19 protein-coding genes, 3 tRNA genes and 1 pseudogene are annotated in these 24279 nt (G+C 46.6%); 12 read left to right on the forward strand and 11 right to left on the reverse strand.

What is annotated here, in order from left to right:
• Position 1 precedes the first annotated feature (1 nt).
• Positions 2 to 481: a hypothetical protein gene (locus tag NHN17_RS11090; RefSeq protein ID WP_255042563.1), complete on the reverse strand. Its 480-nt coding sequence runs from the start codon at positions 479 to 481 to the stop codon at positions 2 to 4.
• Positions 482 to 862: 381 nt separating this feature from the next.
• On the reverse strand, positions 863 to 1054 hold the full coding sequence (locus NHN17_RS11095; protein ID WP_255042564.1) for a hypothetical protein: 192 nt from the start codon (positions 1052 to 1054) through the stop codon (positions 863 to 865).
• Between the two features lie 390 nt (positions 1055 to 1444).
• Between NHN17_RS11095 and NHN17_RS11100 the strand changes: the two genes are divergently transcribed.
• The 3 genes from NHN17_RS11100 to NHN17_RS11110 all read left to right on the forward strand — a co-directional run bounded on the left by NHN17_RS11100 (position 1445) and on the right by NHN17_RS11110 (position 2716).
• Positions 1445 to 2281 carry an enoyl-CoA hydratase/isomerase family protein gene (locus NHN17_RS11100; RefSeq protein WP_255042608.1) on the forward strand — a complete coding sequence of 279 codons (837 nt, stop codon included), beginning with the start codon at positions 1445 to 1447 and terminating at the stop codon, positions 2279 to 2281.
• Positions 2282 to 2419: 138 nt separating this feature from the next.
• A tRNA-Ser gene (locus tag NHN17_RS11105) sits at positions 2420 to 2510 on the forward strand.
• Positions 2511 to 2639: 129 nt separating this feature from the next.
• Positions 2640 to 2716, forward strand: a tRNA-Asp gene (locus tag NHN17_RS11110).
• Between the two features lie 216 nt (positions 2717 to 2932).
• Here the strand turns inward: NHN17_RS11110 and ahpF are convergent.
• The 9 genes from ahpF to NHN17_RS11155 all read right to left on the reverse strand — a co-directional run bounded on the left by ahpF (position 2933) and on the right by NHN17_RS11155 (position 16947).
• Positions 2933 to 4525 carry an alkyl hydroperoxide reductase subunit F gene (gene ahpF, locus NHN17_RS11115; RefSeq protein WP_255042565.1) on the reverse strand — a complete coding sequence of 531 codons (1593 nt, stop codon included), beginning with the start codon at positions 4523 to 4525 and terminating at the stop codon, positions 2933 to 2935.
• Positions 4526 to 4737: 212 nt separating this feature from the next.
• Entirely contained in the window at positions 4738 to 5295 is a 558-nt protein-coding gene (gene ahpC / locus NHN17_RS11120; protein ID WP_255042566.1) for an alkyl hydroperoxide reductase subunit C, read from the reverse strand.
• Positions 5296 to 5751: 456 nt separating this feature from the next.
• On the reverse strand, positions 5752 to 7743 hold the full coding sequence (tkt, locus tag NHN17_RS11125; protein WP_255042567.1) for a transketolase: 1992 nt from the start codon (positions 7741 to 7743) through the stop codon (positions 5752 to 5754).
• Between the two features lie 82 nt (positions 7744 to 7825).
• Complete coding sequence (tal, locus tag NHN17_RS11130; RefSeq protein WP_255042568.1) at positions 7826 to 8776, reverse strand: transaldolase; 951 nt, start codon at positions 8774 to 8776, stop codon at positions 7826 to 7828.
• Positions 8777 to 9396: 620 nt separating this feature from the next.
• Positions 9397 to 12258, reverse strand: a complete 2862-nt coding sequence (locus tag NHN17_RS11135; RefSeq protein ID WP_255042569.1) for an ATP-binding protein — start codon at positions 12256 to 12258, stop codon at positions 9397 to 9399.
• A 141-nt stretch (positions 12259 to 12399) separates the two neighbouring features.
• A complete protein-coding gene (locus NHN17_RS11140; protein WP_255042570.1) occupies positions 12400 to 13890 on the reverse strand; it encodes a lactate dehydrogenase in 1491 nt (496 codons plus the stop codon).
• 363 nt (positions 13891 to 14253) lie between these two features.
• Positions 14254 to 14964 (reverse strand): purine-nucleoside phosphorylase, encoded by a 711-nt coding sequence (gene deoD / locus NHN17_RS11145; RefSeq protein ID WP_255042571.1) that lies wholly within the window; start codon positions 14962 to 14964, stop codon positions 14254 to 14256.
• Positions 14965 to 15028: 64 nt separating this feature from the next.
• A complete protein-coding gene (locus NHN17_RS11150; protein WP_107351715.1) occupies positions 15029 to 15199 on the reverse strand; it encodes a XapX domain-containing protein in 171 nt (56 codons plus the stop codon).
• A 437-nt stretch (positions 15200 to 15636) separates the two neighbouring features.
• The gene (locus NHN17_RS11155) at positions 15637 to 16947 is read right to left on the reverse strand and encodes an amidohydrolase family protein (RefSeq protein ID WP_255042572.1); all 1311 of its coding nucleotides are present in this window, start codon (positions 16945 to 16947) and stop codon (positions 15637 to 15639) included.
• A gap of 163 nt (positions 16948 to 17110) precedes the next feature.
• Between NHN17_RS11155 and NHN17_RS11160 the strand changes: the two genes are divergently transcribed.
• The 9 genes and pseudogenes from NHN17_RS11160 to NHN17_RS11200 form a co-directional block, all read left to right on the forward strand.
• Positions 17111 to 17629, forward strand: coding sequence for a porin family protein (locus NHN17_RS11160; RefSeq protein WP_255042573.1), 519 nt, complete (start codon positions 17111 to 17113; stop codon positions 17627 to 17629).
• 196 nt (positions 17630 to 17825) lie between these two features.
• Entirely contained in the window at positions 17826 to 18599 is a 774-nt protein-coding gene (locus NHN17_RS11165; RefSeq protein WP_255042574.1) for a hypothetical protein, read from the forward strand.
• Between the two features lie 159 nt (positions 18600 to 18758).
• Positions 18759 to 18965 carry a DUF3283 family protein gene (locus NHN17_RS11170; protein WP_255042575.1) on the forward strand — a complete coding sequence of 69 codons (207 nt, stop codon included), beginning with the start codon at positions 18759 to 18761 and terminating at the stop codon, positions 18963 to 18965.
• Positions 18966 to 19190: 225 nt separating this feature from the next.
• The gene (locus NHN17_RS11175) at positions 19191 to 19916 is read left to right on the forward strand and encodes a response regulator (RefSeq protein ID WP_255042577.1); all 726 of its coding nucleotides are present in this window, start codon (positions 19191 to 19193) and stop codon (positions 19914 to 19916) included.
• 29 nt (positions 19917 to 19945) lie between these two features.
• Positions 19946 to 21391, forward strand: a complete 1446-nt coding sequence (locus NHN17_RS11180) for an ATP-binding protein (protein ID WP_255042578.1) — start codon at positions 19946 to 19948, stop codon at positions 21389 to 21391.
• Positions 21392 to 21394: 3 nt separating this feature from the next.
• Complete coding sequence (locus NHN17_RS11185) at positions 21395 to 22642, forward strand: ABC transporter substrate-binding protein (protein WP_255042579.1); 1248 nt, start codon at positions 21395 to 21397, stop codon at positions 22640 to 22642.
• A gap of 197 nt (positions 22643 to 22839) precedes the next feature.
• On the forward strand, positions 22840 to 23358 hold the full coding sequence (locus tag NHN17_RS11190; protein ID WP_255042580.1) for a SixA phosphatase family protein: 519 nt from the start codon (positions 22840 to 22842) through the stop codon (positions 23356 to 23358).
• A gap of 149 nt (positions 23359 to 23507) precedes the next feature.
• A tRNA-Ser gene (locus NHN17_RS11195) sits at positions 23508 to 23598 on the forward strand.
• A 418-nt stretch (positions 23599 to 24016) separates the two neighbouring features.
• Positions 24017 to 24229 (forward strand): annotated as a pseudogene (locus NHN17_RS11200) (nucleotidyltransferase family protein); the annotation flags it as partial.
• Positions 24230 to 24279: the final 50 nt, after the last annotated feature.

Consider the following 24279-nt stretch of genomic DNA (forward strand, 5'->3'; position numbering starts at 1 on the left):
GTTATTTTTCACATCGGTAAGTTTGAGTTGGATTTTCAATTTTTTGAGTTTGGTAGTCGTTGATAGTCAGTTGCTCAATGGCGAGGGCGATCCATCCACTGATCAGCATGTCATACCACTGTTGTACGCCGCTGCAGGCCACGACGACATTGCCGTAGACAAAGGAGCCGTAAAACAGCACATCGTCATCGCGCAATGATGATGGGTGGCTCGTTTGATGATTGATGTTGGCCTGAGAATCACGCCAAGCCTGCTGGGCTTTTTTACGAGCAAGTTGGTCAAAAGGAATCGTCCATGTATCCGGTTGGCCAATAGAGGTTTCAACTAAAATGGCTTCTTCAAAGCTGGCCTCCCACGGCTTAATGCGGGGATCCATAACAACGATATGCAGTTCTTGTCGGTTGGTTCTTGAGAATAGGCGCTCAATGGCTGGCCTAACGAGTTCAATTGCATCTAGAGCAATTTTTTTATGCGTGTTCATCCTTACACCTTAATGTTCTCGATACACGCTTAACTTATTGTATTATTTTATGCTAATCAAAGGCGCTTTTTTGAAAATGATAAACTCATCACTATTGAAAATATATCTTCATGATTTTGATCACTAAATTAATGTTTCTTGACGGAATTAAGGTGATATTAATCACGTTAGCGGTTTTATGCCTTTGTTGATTTATTTGTATTATTAAATTATTGTGACTTAACAATGTATTATGAAGGTGGAATCATTAATTAAGAGTAGGGATAAATAAAAAATTAAAAAAAATTTAGTGAATTTAAATTTTGTTTAATAAAAGAGAGTTGAGGTTGGGGAAATATCGCTTACCTTTCCCCATAAATAAAACCACCATAAAAACAATGGCTATAGTAGCCCAGCTTCACGAGCTTGGTGGAGTACTGCTGGGTCAACAAGTGCGTAGGCAGCATCCCATAACGAGGCAATGTACAGTTTTTCCTGCCCTTTTGATTGTCGCTCGAGCTGATCCAGCATATATAACTCATCAAGGGTTAATGGTCTGGTAAACAATTCCTTAGCTAATTTAAGTTTTTCCATCTGCCTAACTCCGCAATACTAAATTGCAAAGTTAACTGTGCTCAAATCATTGGTTGCCGAGTAAAGGTGTTAGGCCAGCAAACTTTTCAATTTAGGCTTTATCAAGGCTCAATATACCCCTGAATCAAGCTAATTGTAGGCAGTGATGAATCTTAGTTTCTTTGTTCTAACTTTTATCTATACCCTAGCTGTTGCTGTCTTGCATTAGCGTGATCGATACCGCAGTTGCTGGCTTTCTAAACGGCTTTGAATAAGGATTAGATCTAGGTTAAACATCGGTAGCTATTGTTGTAGAGGGTTACAGAGAAAAGTTGACTGGAGTAGCGGATTATTCATTTGGGTACATAACTAAAATGAGTATCACTGAAGGGAGGCGCCATTTTGAACGATATGAATTTAACACCGGTATCTGCAGGCCATTTAATGACCCGGCGGGAGCAGGGCGTTTTGACCATTACTATGAATCGTCCAGGCAAGTTAAATGGCTGGACCATGGCGATGATGAATGCCCTCAAAGAGGTTTTTGAAAAGGCAAACGGCGAGGATAGCGTTAAAGCTGTTATCTTAACCGGTGCGGGAAACTATTATTCTGCCGGGGTGAACCTCAGTGGTACCTTAAAGTTAATGCCACCGCGTAAGTTGCGAGAGTTAATTGCTGAAAATAACCAAGCGTTGTTCGATGTTTTCCTTGGTTGCACTAAGCCATTGTTGATTGCAGTAAATGGCCCAGCAATCGGTGCCAGCGTCACATCAGCGACACTCGCCAATGGCATCATTGCGGCTGATAATGCAACATTTTCGACGCCCTTTGCGGCATTAGGGGTTACTCCTGAAGGCTGTTCCAGTGTGCATTTACCTCGCTTGATTGGAGAAGAAAGTGCTCAGCGAATGCTTGGGGCTGAGGGATGGAAACCTGATGCTCAACAAGCCCTAGCTATCGGTTTAATTCAAGATGTCGCTCCGCAAACAGAGCTGATGGAGAGGGCCGATTATATTGTTCGACAATGGCTTGAAGAAGGGAAACAACGAGAGCTTTTAGCTGGAAGTGAGATCGATGAGCTTCGGAAGGTGAATGCCGATGAGTCTCAGCAGTTAGCCGATGCCTTTTTGAAAGCCGCTTTTCTTAAACACCAAGCACAGTTCTTATGGCGAAAGAAAAAGTTTATGCCATCAATGGTGTTTTGGCTGCTTTGGGGGGCGAGGCCTTTGTGGAAGTTATGGCTCTAATCTAAAGTATTTGCTGGTGTTCTAGCCAGGGGCGTGAACGAAAAGTGATTATTTGGCACTGAGTGCTGAATAAGTGACCGGTTGGATGGTTTGGGGGTTTACAATGGATCTCAAGCGAATTAATATACGCCGCATAACGGAGAGATGGCTGAGTGGTTGAAAGCACCGGTCTTGAAAACCGGCATACGTTTGTAGCGTATCTAGGGTTCAAATCCCTATCTCTCCGCCACATTTTAATAGTCAGTATTTTTACTGGCTGTTTGACTTCTGGGGAAGTAGGGTTCAAATCCTCCATTCCCAGAGCGTCTCCACCACATTCTAGAAATTGGATGGTTACCATCGAGTTTCATACAGAATTGGAGCGGTAGTTCAGTTGGTTAGAATACCGGCCTGTCACGCCGGGGGTCGCGGGTTCGAGTCCCGTCCGCTCCGCCACTACATTGAAGCCTCGTCAGAAATGACGGGGCTTTTTTGTATGTGTTGAATTTAAGCGTTCGCCCTTCGGTCGAATGAGTCCCGGTCGAGTGCGACCCCAGCCGCTCCGCCACTACAACGAAGCCTCGTCAAACAAAAAAAGCCACTTCTGATTGCTCAGAAGTGGCGTCGTAATGTCGACAAAAGAACGATAATGCTTAAGGCTAGATAAATTCCTTATGCTGTCTCGGCCGCTTTAGCGGGTGCTGGGTTGCGGATTAAGTAATCGAAAGCACCTAAGCTTGCTTTGGCTCCTTCACCCATCGCGATAATGATTTGTTTGTATGGGACTGTTGTTACATCACCCGCTGCAAATACACCCTTCATAGATGTTGCACCGTGTGCGTTAATCTCGATTTCACCACGTGGTGATAGCTCAACGTTAGTCCCTTTCAACCATTCGCTGTTTGGCATAAGGCCGATTTGGACAAATATACCCGCGAGTTCGATTTGCTTCAGTTCATCGGTATTACGGTCTTTGTACTCAAGACCTGTTACTCGGTTACCATCACCCAGAACTTGGGTTGTCTGTGCCATCTTGATGATTTCGATGTTCGGCGTTGCGTTCGCTTTATCAATCAGTACTTGGTCTGCTCGTAGCGTATCAGCAAATTCAAGAACCGTTACGTGCTCAACGATACCGGCTAGGTCGATAGCCGCTTCGATGCCAGAGTTACCGCCACCAATCACGGCTGTTTTCTTGCCTTTGAACAATGGGCCATCGCAGTGTGGGCAGTAAGCGACACCTTTATTACGGTATTCTTGCTCACCAGGAACATTCATCTCGCGCCAGCGCGCACCTGTACTTGTGATGACAGTACGAGCTTTCAATACTGCACCGCTTTCTAGTTCCACATGGATATAACCATCGGTTGTTTCTTCTGCGTCGATGATATTGGCTGCGCGCTGCTCAGTCATTATCTCGACACCGTATTCTTTTACGTGTTCTTCCAGGCTTGCGACCAACTTAGGGCCGGTTGTCGCTTTCACTGAAATAAAGTTCTCGATAGCCATGGTATCCATCACTTGGCCACCAAAACGCTCTGCCACGACACCGGTGCGAATGCCTTTACGGGCTGCGTAGATTGCCGCTGAAGAACCTGCAGGACCGCCACCAACAACGAGAACATCAAACGGCTCTTGCTTGTTTAGGTTTGCCGCTTTCTTTTCTACCGCAGTTGTATCGACTTTATTTAGGATTTCAGCCAGTGACATACGGCCTTGGCCAAATAACTCACCGTTGATAAATACGCTTGGCACCGCCATGATGTCGCGAGATTTTACTTCGTCTTGGAATGCTGCGCCGTCAATCATGGTTGTTTTAATTAGCGGGTTAATAGCAGACATCATGTTGAATGCTTGAACGACTTCTGGACAGTTCTGGCATGACAGTGAAATGAAGATCTCAACGTTCAAGGGTTGGTTAAGTTCTTTGATTTGTTCGATTGTTTCCGCTTCGAGTTTAATTGGGTGACCACCACTATGAAGCAGTGCTAGCACTAGAGAGGTAAACTCGTGTCCCATTGGCAGGCCGGCAAATCCAATTGCTGTGCCTTTTTCTTGGTTCACCACCTGCATGATTGGCTGGCGCGAACTGGCGCTGTCATCACGGGTGACGATAATTTTGTTTGTTAGAGACGCGATATCATCTGCTAAAGCCTGAAGCTTGTTAGCGGTTTCGCTGCCATCAAGGCTAAGTACTAGCTGTACATCGGTTTTTAGGTTTTCTAGGTATGCTTTAAGCTGCTGCTTCATTGCTTGATCTAACATAATCGTGCCTACTCTTAAATTCTGTTTCTTGGTATTGACCAATACCTTCTTGCTTTAAAGGAATATAAAAAGGGGGCGCAAGTCGGCAAACATTTTGTGGGATGGATTGTTTTTGGCTGCGGATAGCTTGTTTGGGGCGGCACGCCCAGCCCTTTAGGAGGTAGGCCAAAGCGTGCCTGTCAAACCGAATAGTGTCCGCTATTCAGTTGATTTTAGATTTTACCAACAAGGTCTAGAGATGGCGCTAGAGTCTCTTCGCCCTCTTTCCATTTTGCTGGGCAAACTTCACCTGGGTTAGCCGCTACGTATTGTGCTGCTTTAACCTTGCGTAGTAGGTCTTCAGCGTCACGACCAATACCTTCAGCAGTGATTTCCATCGCTTGGATAACGCCTTCTGGGTCGATGAGGAAAGTCGCGCGGTCTGCAAGGCCTTGACCTTCACGCATTACGTTGAAGTTGTTGGTGATAGTGCCAGTTTGGTCACCTACCATGAAGTACTCGATAGTACCGATCTTGTCAGATGTATCGTGCCACGCTTTGTGAGAGAAGTGCGTGTCAGTTGATACTGAGTAAACCTCTACGCCACGAGACTGAAGTTCTGCGTACTTTTCTTGCAGGTCAACAAGCTCTGTTGGACATACAAAAGTGAAATCTGCTGGGTAGAAGAAGAATACAGCCCACTTACCTTTTACGTCTTGTTCTGTGATTTCTACGAACTCGCCGTTTTTGAATGCTGTTGCCTGGAATGGTTTGATTTCTGAATTGATCATGCTTTAACTCTCTTTCTTATTTATCGTGTTTGACGCTGTCCTGCGTCGATGGAGTTATAATGCAATACCACCGAAAAATTTAGAAATCGGACGTTTCTATTGATTTGATAGGTGAAACCTATCTAATACTAACCGACATAAATATCTGATCAGTCTTGCAGGTTAAAACCGCTGTTCTCTGCGTTAGATATTTTGTAATTAGAGTCACTAGTTACAAAATATCTGCCTTGATAACAACGATTTTTCCAGTGCAAATACTTGATCAACGACTTATCCAAATTGGTATAAGAAAACAAGCCGTCATAGAAAGAAGCTATTAAAAGTAAACTCGATTTTTAATAGCTTGAGGCTTATGAACGCTTTTTGGCGATGATAGAGAAAAGCCTGAGGACCATAGGACGAGATATAAAAAAGCCAGGCAAAATGCCTGGCTTGAAAGGTAATGGCTATTTTTGCTTACGCAAGTAGCTCTTTAGCTGTTTCAACGACGTTCTCGGTTGTGAAGCCGAACATCTTGAATAGCTCGCCTGCCGGTGCAGACTCGCCGAAGCTTGTCATACCGATGATACGGCCGTCGAAACCAACGTATTTGTACCAGAAGTCAGCAATACCCGCTTCGATAGCAATACGCGCAGTGACGTCAGATGGCAGTACCGCTTCACGATATGCTGCGTCTTGCTTGTCAAATGCATCTGTAGCAGGCATAGACACTACGCGTACTTTCTTACCTTCAGCTGTTAGTTCAGCGGCAGCACTTACTGCTAGCTCAACTTCAGAGCCGGTGGCGATAAGGATAAGCTCTGGCTTACCTTCACAATCTTTCAGGATGTAGCCACCCTTAGCGATGTCAGCCACTTGTGCTTCAGAACGCGGCTGCTGGGCTAGGTTCTGGCGTGAGAAGATCAGCGCTGTCGGGCCGTCTTTACGTTCGATAGCCAGTTTCCAAGCCACCGCGGATTCAACCTGATCACATGGACGCCATGTGCTCATGTTTGGTGTCAGACGAAGTGATGCAATTTGCTCAACCGGTTGGTGAGTCGGACCATCTTCACCCAGACCGATAGAATCGTGAGTGTATACCTGGATGTTCTGCACTTTCATCAGTGCGGCCATACGCATTGCGTTACGCGCGTATTCCATGAACATCAGGAAGGTTGCACCGTAAGGTACGAAACCGCCGTGTAGTGCGATACCGTTCATGATCGCGGTCATACCGAATTCACGAACACCGTAGTGGATGTAGTTGCCTGAGAAGTCTTTCGCTTCTAGCGACTTTGAACCAGACCACATTGTTAGGTTTGAAGGTGCAAGGTCAGCAGAGCCGCCCATGAACTCAGGTAGCATCTGGCCGAATGCTTCAAGCGCGTTTTGAGACGCTTTACGTGATGCAATGTTAGCTGGGTTGGCTTGCAGATCAGCGATGATAGCGTTCGCCTTCTCTTCCCACTCAGCAGGCAGATCGCCATTTACGCGGCGTTTGAATTCAGCTGCCAGCTCAGGGTGTGCTGCTTCATAAGCTGCAAGTTTCTCGTTCCACGCTGCTTCCTTAGCTGCGCCTGCTTCTTTCGCATCCCACTCTGAGTAAACTTCCGACGGAATTTCAAAAGGACCGTGCTCCCAGCCTAGTTGTGTACGAGTTGCTGCAATTTCTTCAGCGCCTAATGGTGCACCGTGACAGTCGTGTGTACCTGATTTGTTTGGAGAACCAAAGCCGATCACTGTTTTAGTACAGATAAGCGTTGGACGAGGATCTGCTTTAGCCACTTCAATTGCAGCATTGATTGCTTCTGAATCGTGACCATCTACTGCTGGTATTACGTGCCAGCCGTATGCTTCGAAACGCTTAGGTGTATCATCAGAGAACCAACCTTCAACGTGACCGTCGATAGAGATACCGTTGTCATCCCAGAAGGCGATCAGCTTGCCTAGACCTAGAGTACCAGCAAGAGAACACGCTTCGTGAGAGATCCCTTCCATCAGACAGCCGTCGCCCATGAAGGCGTATGTGTGGTGGTCGACGATGTCGTGGCCGTCACGGTTGAACTGCGCAGCCATGGCTTTCTCTGCCATTGCCATACCCACAGCATTGGTGATGCCTTGGCCTAGTGGGCCAGTTGTTGTTTCAATACCTGGCGCATAACCATATTCTGGGTGGCCTGGTGTTTTTGAGTGAAGTTGACGGAAGTTTTTCAGATCGTTAATTGACAGCTCGTAACCTGTAAGGTGAAGCAGTGAGTAGATCAGCATTGAACCGTGGCCGTTAGACAGCACGAAGCGGTCGCGGTCAGCCCACTCAGGGTTTTGTGGATTGTGGTTCATGTGGCCACGCCACAATACTTCGGCAATATCAGCCATACCCATAGGAGCTCCAGGGTGACCAGAGTTTGCCTGTTGTACACCGTCCATGCTCAGGGCACGGATTGCATTTGCCAACACTTTACGTTCCATATTTGTATCCACTATGAATTTGTTTTAATCGAAAAAGGAAGAAAGCGGCAATTGGCCGCTTTCTAAAATTATATCTGCAGGGTTATAGACGCTCTGCAATCATTGTTTCAAGCTTGCCCTGATCGACAGCGAAGTTACGGATACCTTCTGCCAGTTTCTCAACAGCCATTGGATCTTGGTTGTGATCCCATAGGAACTCAGCATGAGTCATTGCTGCAGGACGTTCTTTAGTGCCGTTAGAGTCGATTAGCTTCTCTACCACTTCACCTTCAGCTGCTTCTAGTTCAGCCAATAATTGAGGGGCGATAGTTAGACGGTCACAACCAGCAAGTTCTAGGATCTCGCCGATGTTACGGAAGCTTGCGCCCATAACCACAGTCTTGTAACCGTGCTCTTTGTAGTAGTTGTAGATGCTAGATACAGAAATAACACCTGGATCTTCTTGAGCGTCGAAGTCACGACCTTCTTTGGCTTTGTACCAGTCCATGATGCGGCCAACAAAAGGAGAAATCAGGTAAACACCGGCTTCGGCACAAGCGCGCGCCTGGGCAAATGAGAATAGAAGAGTCAGGTTACAGTTGATACCTTCTTTTTCCAGTACTTCTGCAGCGCGGATACCTTCCCAGGTAGAAGCTAGTTTGATCAGGATGCGGTCATTCGTAATACCGGCATCGTTGTACATTTTGATTAGCTGACGTGCCTTTTTAATGCTGCCTTCAGTGTCGTAAGAAAGACGCGCATCAACTTCGGTAGAAATACGTCCAGGGACCACATTTAGGATCTCTTTACCAATGCTAACGGCTAGCATGTCACAGGTGTCTTGGATTTGTTGTTTTTTGTTATCACTCTGTGTTTTTGCGTAAGCAATAGATTGTTCGATAAGAGGAGCGTATTCGGCAATTTGAGCCGCTTTAAGGATCAGAGATGGGTTAGTGGTCGCATCTTCTGGCTTGTACTTACTGATAGCTTCAATATCGCCGGTATCAGCAACAACAGTAGTTAGCGCGCGCAGTTGTTCCAGTTTAGTGCTCATAAATATCGACCTTATTCTCGTTGGGCTTTGTTTCAATGCTAGCTAAAATTCCGGCTAGTAAAGTCATAAGTACGTCTTCTTAACCTTTCCTTATCAGACCAAAAATAATGTTGGTGAGCGGATGGATCGATTAAGAACAATTGGTTATTCGATAATTAGCGTTTTGGCATATTTTGTCAATCATAAATCTTCTTAAACCCTGATTTGATCTCAATTTTTACTCGATTTGCGCTTGTTAGGCCGTATTTGTCAGTTTTTAGGGCAATAATCGCAAGTGAGCATGAATTTCCAGACTGAGCATATGATCCGTATGGTGATCATATGGTTAATTGTGGGGCGTTCACTTAACGAAGGACAGTTTTTTCCTCTAGCTGTGATGAGCTGTTGTCCATAAGCAAAACGACGGACCCTTGCTGGTTAAAACCGCTGTTCTCTGCGTTAGATATTTTGTAATTAGAGCCACTAGTTACTGCAATATCTGCCTTGATAACAACGATTTTTCCAGTGCAAATACTTGATCAGCGACTTATCCAGATTGGTATTAATGAAGGCCGAGGTGTGTAAAACCCAAGCGTCTTGACGTCACTTGGGTTATAGGTCTTGATGTGATTAATTACACATTAAAAAAGCGATTCGCCGAAATCTTCAATATCGCCTAGTTGTTGATGTATCTCGTCGATGGTTGCGCTCAGCGCTAACCGCAGTGCCGAGATGTCTTGCTGGCTTGGCCATTGGTTTTGCTTAAGCTGCTTTTCAACGAGCGTGGCGCTTTGTTGTACCTGGGTGGCACTGATGCTGCCTGATACACCTTTAAGTGAGTGGCTGATCAAAATGGCTTGCTCAAAATCCTTTTGCTCTATAGCGTCTTCTAACTGCTCAATATCACTCCCATGTTCAGTTGCAAACATTTTTAGGAATTGGGCTGCTATGGCACTGTCATTATCCATCATATCCAATAATGGGATTAGGTCGATATAGTGGAAATCTGCAGGGTCTAGGTTATCTGCAGAGCTTGGCGATTCTATTAATTCGCTGTCTAGCGGTGAGATATCCTGTGCTAAGGCTTCAACATTATTATCGGTTTCTGTCGTGTCGATGACTGGCACTGCATATTGGTCATGCAGCGATGCCATGCGGGTAATTTTGTGCTTGAAGCGTTGCAGGGCGTCAACCAGTTTTCGTTCGTCCAGCGGCTTGGTGATCATGCATTCCACCCCAGCCTTGAGCATATTGCGCTGGGTTTCGGCAAAGACATCGGCAGTGCAGGCAAATATCGGTGTTTCACTGGCAGGAGGGGGAAGCTGACGGATTCGCTGGGTCGCTTCGATACCATCCATCACGGGCATATGGTTATCCATTAAAATCAGGTCGAAGGCTTGGGTTTCCAGTATTTTCAATGCTTCGGCACCGTTTTCGGCAATGGACGGAATAAAGCCCCTCTGCTTAAGAAAACTTTCAATGATCAGCACATTGAGGTGATTATCCTCGACGATCAGAACCTTGAGCCCTGCAAAAGCTTGACTGTCAAAGGCAATATCATTGCTTTCTTCGGCAGTGAATTGCCCCGGTTGTAATATGACAGAGACATGGAAAGTCGAGCCTACTCCTTGCTCGCTGGAAACAGACACTTGTCCGCGCATTAGTTGCGCCAACTGCTTGACGATACTCAATCCCAACCCTGTACCGCCAAAACGGCGGCTGGTCGATGCCTCGGCTTGGGCAAAAGGGTCGAATATTAGGTTGATGCGTTCGGTAGGGATCCCAATACCGCTATCGCTAATAGCAATGTGGAGGTATTGATCACCACTTGATTCCCCCGTGGTGAGTGATAGTGATACTGAGACCGTGCCTTTTTCGGTGAATTTAATCGCATTGCTGATGAGGTTAAAAAGGATCTGCCGGATCCGCGCCTTATCGGCATAGAACCATTGGCGGCGGTCAAAGTCACACTGGATATCGAACTCGATGCCTTTTTCCTTCGCCAGCGAATAGTAGGTACTCTCGATGGCCCCAACCAGATCGGTAAAGCAGAAGTGGGTGGGATCAAGCTTCAATTGCCCCTGCTCAATCTTGGAGAAATCCAAAATATCGTTAAGCAGAGTCATCATGTGTTTACCTGACTCGAGCAAGGTGCGCATATGTTGCTCTTGCTCCTTGTTGAGCTCAGTTTTTAGCAGTAACTGTGATAAACCCAGCATCCCGTTCATCGGAGTACGGATCTCATGGGATAGATTAGCCAGAAAAGCCGATTTAGCTCTGTCCGCAGATTCTGCCTTGTGCCGTGCTTGGTTTAGGCGTTTGGTATCTCTGGTGATTTTGTCGGCACCTTGATTCAATGCATCGTGCAGGACTTTGAATTCATAGGGGCCTTTGAACTGATTGCTACGTGAGTAATTGCCAAGTTTGAACTGGGCGGCCAACCGGGTCAGCGCCGCAATAGGAACGGTGATGTGCTTGGTTAGCATTAAAGACAGTACGATGACGATACCGGCAGTAAACAGCAGTGTCAGCAGGAAATACTGTTGAAGGTAGTCGATGGTGGCTGTTACCGTGTGCTCGGGAGTGATGGAGGCGAGGTACCAGTTTGCTTGCCCCTCGAGATGGATATTGAGCGGAGCAAGCGTTGTGACCATCGCTTGCCCTTGGCGATTGTTAAAGCTGTGCAGGTCTTTTGAATTCTGGCTATCGAGTTGTTGGTTTCGCTGAGTATGATGAAACTGTTGGCGTATGTATGCCTGGAAATCGTCAAATATCGCTAGGTTCATTCCTTGGTGGCGGCCTGAAAGAATGATGTCGGCGTTGTGATTGATTAGCATGATGTAGTCGCTATTGCTGATCCGCTCGCCCAGGAATGTCAGTTGCGCGTTGAGCTCATCGAGTTGGTAGCGGATCACCAGATAGATTTCGTGTGTTTCATCGGCATGATGCTGGTGGGTCACCGTACTGATGATATACAGGTAGGCAATATCGTTTTGGTATTGCGGTGGCGAGATCAGCAGTTTGGCTTTATCGCTGCTCAGCGTGATGAGCTGTTGGGTGATGTCTGCCAGTCCGGCTTGTTCCAGGGTTGTTTCAATGTTTGTTGGCAGCGTATCGGCAGAGCTAGCAACCGCTGTTAATGATTGCTGACTTGCTTCGATTAAGTCAATTTGATTGAAGCTGGGATCAACCTCAGACAACTCCTTGAGATAGTTACTGATAAAGGTTCGTTGTTCTGGAGAGTGAGCTTCTCTATGTCCCAAGCTCGATAGTTCGAAAACAGGCGAGCTGGCGAGTTTGCGGATGCTCAACAAGCGCTGGGCGAGGATATCATCAAGGTTGTGCGCAGCTAATTCGGTGCGGCTGCTTAGCCCTTTGGCGATTTGCTCGGTTGCTACCGTTGTCAGTTTATCGCTGCTGAGCCAGTTATAGATAAAGGCCGGTACAATGCCGATAAACAGCATACTTCCGAGTATAATTGGCTTAATTTTATTGGGTATCATCCGTGAACTTCCATTTCATTGCAGCGTGCCCTTGGGCAATACACCCATACGTTGGTACGAGTGTGATATATCTTCCATGAATTTATCAACAGGTACGTGGAAAGGAAGGGGAGAAATTGGATCTCCCCATCATTATTGGTATTAGCTAAGAAGTTGCTCAAGGGTCAACGGTGTGGCAATCAACCCCATTTGTTGGGCCGGGGTGATGCCGTCTCTATCCTGGCGACATAAATTGTGCCAGGCGCGATAGATATCGAGTAAGGGCAACAGGCCACCCGGTCGCAGCTTACGCCGTGGTTCATTAATGAACTGGGCAAATTGATCTTGGAAGCGCTGCTGGTATTGCGTAATGGTCCTGTGGGTAGCAACCTCCAGCCATTTTCCTTCGTTATCTTTTTCGCCGCCTAAATGGCAGATCCCTTTACTGATGTCGTTTTTCCGGGTGAAAGCCCAGCGGTCCCGCCACCAACCCATTAGCACAATATCAATTCGCCCCGCATGTTGACCATGTTGCCATTCGGGATCGGTCTCGACATAAATTGGGTGTATGGTTTTGTCTTTGATACGATCGCAAAAAATAGAGATACAGGCCGAGCGAAGCAAGGTTTCTTGCGGCATATAAATGGCAAGTTCTTCATTTTGTTCGAGCATTTGTTGCAAGTGCATATAATGTGCATACACGGTGTATTGCGGCCGGATCAAACAACCTTTAGAGGGGTAATTCAACCGAGGCTTGCTCGACAGCGGGTCTTCGAAATTTGGTCGTGCCATGATTTGACGGTATACCGCGTCGATATGGGCAAGTAACCCCTGTGGCATTGTGTTGGGAGCTTCAACAAGTTGTACCGGGGGAGGAGCCATAAACCGTGCCCCGTTACTGTAAGGGTCATGCCATTCGCTACACTCTTCGTGCTCATCGGGTTGGTAATTGATGTCTTGCGCCAATACGTAACCGGACTCAGCTTCACTGCTGGCCACCCAGAGCACACCGTTCCCGCTATTAGGCTGCAGTTCACTGATATCCGAGGCGAGTGCTAACTGTGGTACATGTTTGACCAAGCGAGCATCAAACATAGCCAGTTGGCGGCGACAGCGGCTGGCAATATGCGATAGCTGATCGTAGAACGATTTGGGGTTCATGTTCAGGCGGCGGCAGATATCCCTGACCGGATAGCCTGTGAATAGCATGGCTAACAATTTTTGCTGGATAAGGTTTTTGCTATTAAAACCCGACCAACGATCGACAAAGGTCGCTTGGCAGCATTTGCAACGGTAGCGCTGGCGATCACCACTAAAACCAAAAGCGTGATAAAGGTGGCGGTGGGTCAGTACCGGTAGTCCAAGGTTTTCACAATCAGGGTTGCTGCAAGCCGGCATGCCGCTGCTTTGTTGTTGCTTGAGGCGTAAGGCTTCTTCCACGACGTCATGGTTATTGATGATAGGAGGGAAAGCTCCGCACTCTTTGCAAACCAACATTGGTTTGTTCGGATTGTTGCGCTGAAGGACATAATGTTGAGGGTCGGTAGAACCAAAATGGATGCAGCTGACGGTTTTACAATGATTAAGTTGGTGACCGTTACAGATTTGGGGAAGTAACGATGCGTCGTTGTCGATGCGGCGTGTATTCATCATGGCAGCCTAACCTTATCCATGGGCTTAAGCAACAAGCGCGTTATGTGTATGTGTTGGCAGGGGAGAGCCCATAAGGGGGTGGTACAGAGCAGGTATCCCCCCAGCTCTGTACCATTAGTTTCTACAACGAGCTTTGTCTTGGTATCTTCGCCGGCATTCCATCGCGAGTGCCATTCAAATTGTGTAAGACGCCACATTTTACAAAATGTTGAGCTGCTTGATAGCCAAACAAAACAATGCTGTAGAGACTAATAACTCTCACTATCTGTCATACCGATAACATCTGAGCAAATGGTATTGGTATGAATGTGAACACTAAGGTGTGGCCGATGAATCGGGGTTACATCGACCACAGTAGGTTCGTTATAGCTTAATGGCCGTTTCCAGAGCAACATTCATCATCTGTGCAAAGGACTTCTGGCGATCTTCTGAGCTTAGTTTCTCTCCACGCTTGATGTGGTCTGATACTGTCAGGATAGTCAGTGCTTTCGCGCCCAACTCAGCGGCAACACCGTAGATACCCGCTGCTTCCATATCAACGCCTAGCATGCCTAGTTTTTCCATTTTGTCGAACAAGTCGGCTTCTGGGCTGTAGAACAGATCGGCAGAGAAAACGTTACCAACACGTACTGGTACGCTCTGTGCGCGAGCTTCATTAACGGCGGTTTCCAGTAGGCCGAAATCAGCAATGGCTGCAAAGTCGTGGTCGTTGAAGCGAATACGGTTAACTTTAGAGTCGGTCGACGCGCCCATACCAATGATCACATCCATCAGCTTAACGTCGTCGTGAACAGCCCCACAGCTACCTACGCGGATAATGTTCTTAACACCGAAATCTTTGATTAACTCGTGAACATAGATAGAGCACGATGGAATACCCATACCGTGGCCCATTACAGAAACACGCTGGCCTTTATAAGTACCGGTGTAACCGAACATATTACGAACGTCACAAACAAGTTGAACGTCTTCTAGGTAATTTTCTGCAATGAATTTTGCACGCAGTGGATCGCCTGGCATCAGGACTGTTTCTGCAAAATCACCAAGTTCAGCATTGATATGTGGGGTAGCCATAGTTCACTCCAGGAATGTTGTTTGTACGTTATGTTGTCGCCGTATCGTTTTTAAAAATGTGCGTTTAAGAGAAAAAACGTTCAACGATGCTTTGGTAGGCGACGCCACCAAGGTAAACACCGACGATTCCCATAATGCCAGGTAGCACCGGTGGCGCTGGCAGTGGAAGTTTAATGGCCGAGAAAAATAGACCAACAATTAACCCTGCAAAAACCGCAAGCAGAATCTCATTCATGTGTTTACCCTCTATATTGTTGTGTATTTCGACGTAGTTGGCTGCTCTTTTGGCGCCTTGACTCGCTGTGTCGTTTTGATGGATTAAAGTGTAAGCAAGGATGTGATGTAATCTCGCGATCATGATCACACTTTATTGAGCCGTTAATCAAAAATGAGGTGTTGATTACTAAATCTGTTGAAAAGGTGAGGGGTATCGTTTGCGCAGATGGTAATAGATATCTAGTGGTTGGATTTTGTTTTTGAGTTTAGTGTTTGAAATATTTGTATTTAATTCGTTTTTTGTTGATGTTTTCTATCAATGAAAAACACTGAAACTATGTGAGTAAAAATGTGATGCTGTAATGGATTTCATTGGTGTTGATATCCATTGTGGGAACAAATATACCCACTAAAAAAATAAAAGGTGATATCGGTTAAAGGGATTGCCAATTATTCTTACTGAGCGTCGCTGCTGTCGTCGACAATGGCGGAACGGCGAAAGATAGTCTTTCCTTGTTTGATGGTTTCGATAACTTTGATGTCTTTGATAAGCCCGGGAGCTATCGCTGTCGGGTTAGCAGAGAGGATCACGGCATCGGCCTGTTTTCCGGGTACCAGCTCACCTTTACTACCATCTTCAAAAAACTGGAAGGCTGCATGGGTGCTCATCGCCTGTAGGGCTTGCTGAGGGGTTAGGCGCAGCCCACTACCGATGATCTCTCCTTCTGCTGTCACCCGATTGACAGCAGACCACAATGAGAAAACGGTATCAGCAGCCATTGGACCGGGGAAACAAATGTTGCTGGCGGGTAAACTATCCTCTAATGCTTGCTTAATCGGGCTCTGGCCATTGGCACGCCTGAGACCGAGCTTTTCGATATCATCCTCTCCCTGCTGATAAATGTTGCTGGTGTCAAAGCAGCCGATCAATCCCAGCTTGGTATAATGCTGCAACTGGTTATTGCGCATATAGCGAGACATCACAACGACATGGCGTTGATTTTGTTCGGCATTGAGTTTTAGGTCATAGCCAGCTTGGATAATGGCATCGATAGCGGCATCGCCCATGGCATGGATAAAGAGTTGGAGCTCATTTTCGACAACTAATTGGAATACGCTGTAAAAGGTGCTGAAAGGCAACTGTGGTTCACTACGCCAATTCTGTTTAGGTAAGGCCGGGTTTTCTTGGTAAGGGTAAGCCATCCAAGCAGTGTAGTCTGATGCATCACCGTCAAGAGCCAGTGAAAAGCCGGCTACTTTTAGCTTGTTGTTGTACAAGCCAAAGGTGAATTGATCATTATCGACTAAGGCTTCTATTTCACTGACATTGGGAATTGCGATGATATCTAACAGTAGCTCGTTAGCGTTAGCATGCTGAAGCAAGGCCACGAGTTCAGTGCTATTGATACCGATATCGACCAGTGTTGTGATCCCTTGGCTGGCGAATGATAGCTGGGCTTGTTCAATGTCTGCTGTTTGTTCAAGGTGTTTGGAAAACTCACTGTTGCCGGCAAAAAAACCAGGGATCATGGTATTGCCGTCCAAATCGATGACTTCTGTAATATCACCTTGGTGGCGCATGACACCGATGCGGGTACCAATTGCTTGTACTTTACCGTTTTTGAATGAAATCGCAGTGACTTTCTCGGTATGAGCTGACAGGGTAAGGATGGTGCCGTTGATATAGATGGTATCGGCATCCGGTGTATCGTCTGTACTGTCACAGCCACTCAGGACGAGCAAAACCAAGACGCAGAGATATCGCATGATATAGGCTACCCCTCCGGACAGTATGGTGAATGAAAACCTGTTTCATGAGTATAGGCAGAGTTGAGCTACGAGACGGAAAACAACAATAGAATTGGTAATTTGCTGTGATGCAAACTACGCATAATAAGGATGCGGTTAGAATTTTCGAAGGATAGGAACTATGAGAAGACGAGGGTTAGTGGCGACGTTATTATTCTGTGCAGCGCCTGTTTCAGCAGATCTACTGGGCATTTCCGTCGGAGCGACGGTGGGGGGCGCTCGCGTTGAGTATCAGGGCAATGATGATACCAGTGTTGAGTATGGTATTAATGGAGCCTACCATATCAATGATATTTTTAGTGTTAATGCGGGTGTGGTGCAAGGAAGTGTAGACATAGACGCGCCGAACCAGGTGGCAAAAAATGAAATTGACTACACCTCATTCCCGTTAACGCTTCGGGCGGACTTACCCTTGGTGATAGGCAGTGTGTACGGAAAACTCGGTACCAATTACTACGATTATGATGTCAGTCAACCAGGCCAGCCTAGAGAAAGTGAAGATGGGTGGGGGTTTGCCGGTGGTGCTGGGGTCGTTTTTTCCATGCTGCCATTTGTCGACCTTTCATTGAATTATGAATATCGTGATATGGGAGATGTGACCAATAATTCAATCCTATTTGGGGTCAGCGCTGGTCTTTAATATACTCAGTTATCCGCATTCGTATGGGCTGTCAGTGCGGGTTGCCTCCTGTCGTTTTTCTATCCGATGAAATTGTGTCGATATCGGCATTGCAGAGGTATTTACCTCCTATTCAAAACAAGATTCTGATCACCATAATGAAGGGTGTTTTTTGGTATACTGAGGTTAGTCCAGAAAACACCCCCGGAGGTGCCCTATGAGCAACTATGATCATTATCAATCCACAGTTGATCAGGTGTACCGGGCCATTATGCGAAAAGTCGCTAAGCCTTGGCATATCGAATATCTTCCTTCGATGGAAGGTAGCCAGCAAGCACTGAAACTCGTTTCTCCTAAAGGCACTATTTGTCAGCGCCTGACTTTACCCACTTCATCTGCGCAGCAGTGCTGGCCAAATCAAAGTGATGTTAGTCAGCATATTACCGAGTTTGTAGTAAGGGGAGCCGCTCGCCTTGCTCCGCTTCGCCAGAGTGCATTTCGCAATAATTTCCCGTATTGGTTAGAAACATGCCTTCAGCAACTGCACGGCTTGTGTGATGCAAAAGAGAAGTTGGTCGATATGGTCAGCAATGCACGTTTCCCATTCCCAAGCCAAGTCAATATTGAAGGTAACTATTTGCCTTGCTGGGTATGGAACGAAGATCAGGGTTACATGGCGGTATCGGTCGTTGATCGCCGTACCGGACGTTTTACTGGGGTGCGCCATATTGAGTCCCAGCAATTGATAAGCCAAGAACGTTGGCTAGGTGCCCAGGTTATTGATTCGGTAGAAGAGTCTATTGATACTATCGATCACTATGTGAATGAGCTGATTCAATCACAGAAAAAGACTGATTTTGAAGAGCCAAGCCTGGCCGATGCGATTAGCAACCCGTGCGCGGCAACACTTAGTCCTGTAGCCAGTGTCGCATTGACGATGGCTGTGGTTGCTGGTTTCTTTATCACCTTTAAGTGGTTGCTCGGGTTCTGATCCCTTAGTTTCTATCGTTTTGCTAAGCCTGCATTTTTCCCCTTACTATTATGGGGAGAAATGCGGGCTTTTCCGCTGGTGATCGCTTAAGAGTACCTTGGGAATAACGGGGGTTTGGGATAAAATCGTCACCGAATTGATCGGAATAGGATGTAGAGCATGCATAATTTATCATTGCTTTCAGAAGCAGAAAAAAATCGGGTGGAACTGGATAAGCAAGCTTCTTACTCCGTTTGGCAGGTAAAGAATGGCAAGAAAGGCTATGAGGTTTTTGCCGAAGTGACTGGCAATATTGCTGATGACGACGAACGAGAGTTCTTTGAGCAAGCGGTATCGAAATACAAGATCAAAATGGGTGTCGCATAAGCTTCAATCGTGTCATCGCTAGTGGCAAATGGTTACTATGTTTGTCATTTTTATTTATTCAGATCATGATTATAAGGCGCGGTACGCGCCTTTTTTGATTCAGTTTGATATGTTAGCGCACGGTATTATTTTGGCGTTGGCATATTGCTTTTTGGCATGAAGTTGCCCGGAAGAATGTGTAAACGAGCTAGGGAAAAGCCCTTGCTCGGGCAAAAGGAAGACGTAATGAACACAAGCAAGAAGGTTCTTGTTGTTGATGATGACCAGGAAATTCGCGAATTGCTGGATGAATACCTTACCAAAGCAGGGTTTACGGTAATAACGGCTGCAGAAGGGGAGGAAATGAAACGCCGCCTGGCAATGGGGACTCCTGATTTGATCTTGCTGGATGTGATGATGCCGGGTGATGACGGCTTTACCCTGTGCCAATACATCCGAAAAACCTCTGATGTACCTATTATCATGCTCACCGCTGTTTCAGACGAAATGGATCAGATCATTGGGCTTGAGCTGGGGGCTGATGACTATATCGCCAAACCGTTCAGCCCGCGACAGCTGATGGCGCGTATTAAAGCGCTATTGCGACGTGTTAAGCCGACCGAAGCGCAACAGATGCCATCGGTTCCCAAGGCGATCCGGTTTGCCAACTGGCGCTTGGATACCGCTGCCCAGCGTATATATGATTTGGAAAAAGACAAAGATTACGAGCTCAGCGGCAGTGACTTCGCCTTGTTGATGCTGTTTTTGATGCGCCCTAACGAAGTGTTAGACCGCGATACGATTTCCTTTGCGACACGTGGTCGCGAAGCGACGCCATCGGCACGAAGTATTGATGTTCAGTTGAGCCGTTTGCGCCAGCGTTTAGGTGATAAGGGTACCCAGCAGCGGTTGATCAAAACAATCCGTGGCAACGGCTACTCATTCAATGCCGAGGTTACCTACGAGGAATAAATACCCTCGCACAGCTGGTGGTTTTATCTATGAATATTCGAAAGTGGTGGCCAAAGTCCCTGTTAGCCCGCACACTCTGGTTTACCCTGCTGGCGGTCTTTCTTGCCCAGGTTATCGCGACCAGTATTTGGTATGGGCAATCGAAGCAGCGTGATTTGGAAGGCTTGGAGTCGGCTTCGGCCAGCATGGCCAACATGTTTGCCTCGACCGTGACTTTCTTCCAATCCCTGCCTTTGGAATACCGTCATATTGTGCTGGATCAGCTGCGCAATATGGGGGGTACGCGATTCTTTGTATCCTTCAATCAGGAAGAGATCTTGATTGATCCCATCCCAGAATCTTTGATGAAGAAAACGGCGGTCGGCGCATTCGAGGACGTGCTCAGCGAGAAGCTTCCTCTACTTGATGTGATCCGGGTGGAGTTCTCTCGCCCAGAAACCCTGCACGTCCTGAAAAATGATATTTTGCTCAGCGATCTTCCTCGCTCTTGGGCGCATTATACTCTCAGCCTCGAACCCTTTAACCCACCGATTTTGGTGGTGCAGTTGGAGTTGGCTAAAAATGAGTGGCTGTATATCGCAGCCCTGCTGCCGGCACCTTATGTGACTTTGGAAGATAAAATCATAACCGGTCAGCAATTGGTGTTTATGCTGTTCATGACCGCATTGCTGTTGGTGTTCACTTTCTTGATGATCAGGCGCCAGACCAAGCCATTGAAACGGCTGGCGAATGCGGCGAATGCCATGAGTTTTGATATTTATCAGCCGCCACTAAAAGAAGAAGGGGCGACGGAGCTGGTAACGGCGACACGAGCATTTAATCGGATGCAGTCTCGGGTGCAGCGTTATATCGATGACCGTGAGCATTTGTTTTCGTCTATTTCACATGATTTGAAAACGCCGATCACTCGCTTGAGGTTGCGTGCTGAGCTGATTGATGATGATAGTAAGGTCGAGAAATTTAACCATGATCTTGATGAGTTAGAGATGATGGTCAAAGGTGCACTGCAAACGGTAAAAGACACTGACTTGCATGAAAACCTTGCCCAAGTGGATCTCAGAGAGCTGCTTAATAGCATTGCCGAGCGCCATAATCATCATCAAACGAGGGTGGTGATCCCACAAATGAAAATCGCCCCGCTGACGGGTAAGCCGCTTGCTCTCAAGCGCTGCTTTAGCAACCTGATTGATAACGGGGTGAAATATGGCAATGAGGTAAGATTGATCATCGTTGATGATAAAAACTCGTTGATCCTAATTATTAAAGACAAAGGTCCGGGGATTCCCAAAGAGTCACTTGAGTCGGTATTCGAACCTTACGTGCGTGTCGCAAAAGATGAGGAAGGCCATGGCTTGGGGTTAGGAATAGCCCGTAATATCATTCACGCTCATGGCGGCGACATGGCTATTCATAATGCGGTAGATGGCGGTTTGGAAGTGAAAGTTTATATTCCCCGTTTGTTGAAAGAAGATTAAGCAATGAACATGAAACACACCTTGATATCGGGTTTATTGATGCTTGTCGGTGGTTCAGCTTCTGCTGGAGAAGTAGAGGTCTTGCACTGGTGGACTTCTGGAGGTGAAGCCCGATCCGTCTCTTTGCTGAAAGAAAAAATCCAAGCCCAAGGTAATCACTGGAAGGATTTTGCCATTGCTGGTGGCGGTGGGGAAAGCGCAATGACCGTGTTAAAAACCCGCGCGGTATCGGGCAATCCGCCTTCGGCAGCACAAATCAAAGGCCATGATATTCAAGAGTGGGGAAGATTGGGTTTTCTGACCGACTTAAATGATGTCGCCGCAGCCGATCATTGGTCAACGATCCTTCCGCCTGTCGCCCGTCAAATCATGATGTACGACGGTGACTATGTGGCTGTGCCGGTCAATATTCACCGAGTGAACTGGCTATGGGCCAACCCAAAGGTGTTTGCCAAAGTCGGGGTTGATGTTCCTAAGTCGCTTGATGAATTTTTTGTTGCCGCTGAGAAAATCCAGAAAGCCGGGTATGTTCCCTTGGCTCATGGTGGACAGCCTTGGCAAAACGTGACTTTATTTGAAGCGGTTGCTTTGGCGGTATTGGGCCCTGCTGATTATCAGCGTGCGTTTGTTGAGCTCGACATGTCGGTGCTTGGTGGCGATAACATGGTGGATGTCTTCACCCAGTTCCGCCGTATGCGTGATTATGTCGGAACGAGTTACCGGGGACGTGATTGGAACTCGGCAACGGCCATGGTAAGCAGTGGTGAAGCCGCGATGCAAATCATGGGGGATTGGGCCAAAGGCGAGTTCGAAGCCGACGGAAAAATTCCGGGGCAAGATTACCTGTGTATGGCTGCGCCGGGAACGCAGGGATTATTTACCTACAATATCGATAGCTTTGCTTTCTTTAAGTTAACCGATGAAGCCAACAGTCAAGCGCAGAAGGATTTAGCCAGAGCAATACTGGATAAGGATTTCCAGTTTTCATTCAACCTCAGTAAAGGCTCAATTCCGGTCAGGATGGACATGGACTTGGCTGAATTTGATCAGTGTGCCAAAGATTCACTGGAGGTGTTCAAGCAAAGCAGCCAATCCGGTGGCTTGGTGCCGAGTGTTTCTCAGGGGTTGGCGACAACCAGTTATGTCCAAGCCGCTATTTTTGATGTGGTCAGCAACTTTTTCAATGCCAAAACAGCTGATCCCAAACAAGCCGCTGATCGTTTGGCTCGGGCGGTGAAATCAGCCATGTAGCGGTGAGTTAAATTACTCTATACACATGTAGGGTTGCCATAATGGCAGCCTTTTTTGTAATCGAAACAATCATCTTTGTTGAATTTCATATACTAATACCAAGCATTTAGGATGTAGCTAGGTGCGTGCTGTATGAGTTTGGCGGATTTCGAGCTGGAGTGGCTAGGGGATCAGCCTGTTCTGATAAGGGGAGAGCAATGAAATTATTGTTTTTAGTCCGTCATGCGAAATCTCGATGGGACGACCCATCATTAGATGATCACGAACGGCCTCTTAATAATCGAGGCTTGAAAAATATTCCGAAGATGGTCCATCGACTGAATAGCTGGCAGCAGGGGCCACAGTTAATTGTCACCAGCTCGGCGCTGCGCGCTGCCCAAACGGGTTATCTGTTTGCTGAAGGCCTGGTTTCTCGTCCTAAGCTTGAATCAAATTCAACGATTTATACTGAATCAGCGTTTGAACTCATGGATATCATTCGTGAAACCACCGATGTTGTAGACAGGTTGATGCTGGTGGGCCATAACCCTGCTATTACGGTACTGGCCCAAATGTTCGGCTTCAAAGAAGACAATATACCCACTTGTGGTGTGGTGGTGTTCGGCTTTGAGGTCGACTGCTGGCAAGCCATTGCCGAAGAGCAGGGGACTATGTTTTATTATGATTACCCTAAGCGGGCGCGGCCTGAAAGCATGAAGAAGGATATTGGTGAGTGATAAGTACTCATTAACGTTCTCGTCATCCTGTTGGAAATACGGTGAGAACATAAAGTAGCCTTGTTAGGGGTGTATTGTGGAAATGATAACCATACGGTTTTTATGGGGTTTACAGCTTAAGTAAACCTCTATATTATACGCCGCACAACGGAGAGATGGCTGAGTGGTTGAAAGCACCGGTCTTGAAAACCGGCATACGTTTGTAGCGTATCTAGGGTTCAAATCCCTATCTCTCCGCCACATTAGAAGAAGCCGCTGAGCAATCAGCGGCTTTTTTGCGTTTGGAATCTAGGGTTCAAACCCTCTAATACCAACATACATAAATCTTTGATCAGTCTTGCTGGTAAAATCGCTGTTCTCTATGTTAGAGATTTATCCAGATTGGTATAAAGTAGCGGTACTAAGGGTGAAGTAAACACGACTCTTTACGGGGATAAATGCGCATTCAACTATGTTGTTATAAAATGGTTGCACTCTGGCTGGAGATGTGGGTTTATATGCCTCTATCGTTAACATTATGTCTCTAGTTAACTTAAATCGATATACGTATCTAAAAAGTACAAGATCGCAGTTTTTGCTGACCCCAGAGCGTGCGATGCCGGTGGGGATCAAAATTGTTTAAAGGATCTTTTCAGGACATCTTTTAAGGAAATGGTGATTGATACGGGCTAATGAGCAGCTCCCTGAGTGGTTGAAACAAGATGAAACCAGGTTGAAGGCACTTGAATGCGTTCGGCTGCTGAACTTACCGCAATGCTATTTAGCGGCAGGATTTGTCCGTAATTTGGTGTGGGATAAGCTGCATGGTCATAGCGAGCCCACACCACTTAATGATCTGGATGTGGTTTATTTCGATCCTTATGAAGACGATTTTAGCCAGTACCCAAAAAAGGTTCATCGATTATCTGATTGAAAAGATAC

The organism is Photobacterium pectinilyticum, from assembly GCF_024357955.1.
Lineage (GTDB): Bacteria > Pseudomonadota > Gammaproteobacteria > Enterobacterales > Vibrionaceae > Photobacterium > Photobacterium pectinilyticum.

Bases quoted from the DNA above. Each gene is read 5' to 3' on its own strand.
- NHN17_RS11090 (WP_255042563.1), bottom strand. From the start codon at position 481: ATGAACACGCATAAAAAAATTGCTCTAGATGCAATTGAACTCGTTAGG.
- NHN17_RS11095 (WP_255042564.1), bottom strand. From the start codon at position 1,054: ATGGAAAAACTTAAATTAGCTAAGGAATTGTTTACCAGACCATTAACC.
- NHN17_RS11100 (WP_255042608.1), top strand. From the start codon at position 1,445: ATGAATTTAACACCGGTATCTGCAGGCCATTTAATGACCCGGCGGGAG.
- ahpF (WP_255042565.1), bottom strand. From the start codon at position 4,525: ATGTTAGATCAAGCAATGAAGCAGCAGCTTAAAGCATACCTAGAAAAC.
- ahpC (WP_255042566.1), bottom strand. From the start codon at position 5,295: ATGATCAATTCAGAAATCAAACCATTCCAGGCAACAGCATTCAAAAAC.
- tkt (WP_255042567.1), bottom strand. From the start codon at position 7,743: ATGGAACGTAAAGTGTTGGCAAATGCAATCCGTGCCCTGAGCATGGAC.
- tal (WP_255042568.1), bottom strand. From the start codon at position 8,776: ATGAGCACTAAACTGGAACAACTGCGCGCGCTAACTACTGTTGTTGCT.
- NHN17_RS11135 (WP_255042569.1), bottom strand. From the start codon at position 12,258: ATGATACCCAATAAAATTAAGCCAATTATACTCGGAAGTATGCTGTTT.
- NHN17_RS11140 (WP_255042570.1), bottom strand. From the start codon at position 13,890: ATGATGAATACACGCCGCATCGACAACGACGCATCGTTACTTCCCCAA.
- deoD (WP_255042571.1), bottom strand. From the start codon at position 14,964: ATGGCTACCCCACATATCAATGCTGAACTTGGTGATTTTGCAGAAACA.
- NHN17_RS11150 (WP_107351715.1), bottom strand. From the start codon at position 15,199: ATGAATGAGATTCTGCTTGCGGTTTTTGCAGGGTTAATTGTTGGTCTA.
- NHN17_RS11155 (WP_255042572.1), bottom strand. From the start codon at position 16,947: ATGCGATATCTCTGCGTCTTGGTTTTGCTCGTCCTGAGTGGCTGTGAC.
- NHN17_RS11160 (WP_255042573.1), top strand. From the start codon at position 17,111: ATGAGAAGACGAGGGTTAGTGGCGACGTTATTATTCTGTGCAGCGCCT.
- NHN17_RS11165 (WP_255042574.1), top strand. From the start codon at position 17,826: ATGAGCAACTATGATCATTATCAATCCACAGTTGATCAGGTGTACCGG.
- NHN17_RS11170 (WP_255042575.1), top strand. From the start codon at position 18,759: ATGCATAATTTATCATTGCTTTCAGAAGCAGAAAAAAATCGGGTGGAA.
- NHN17_RS11175 (WP_255042577.1), top strand. From the start codon at position 19,191: ATGAACACAAGCAAGAAGGTTCTTGTTGTTGATGATGACCAGGAAATT.
- NHN17_RS11180 (WP_255042578.1), top strand. From the start codon at position 19,946: ATGAATATTCGAAAGTGGTGGCCAAAGTCCCTGTTAGCCCGCACACTC.
- NHN17_RS11185 (WP_255042579.1), top strand. From the start codon at position 21,395: ATGAACATGAAACACACCTTGATATCGGGTTTATTGATGCTTGTCGGT.
- NHN17_RS11190 (WP_255042580.1), top strand. From the start codon at position 22,840: ATGAAATTATTGTTTTTAGTCCGTCATGCGAAATCTCGATGGGACGAC.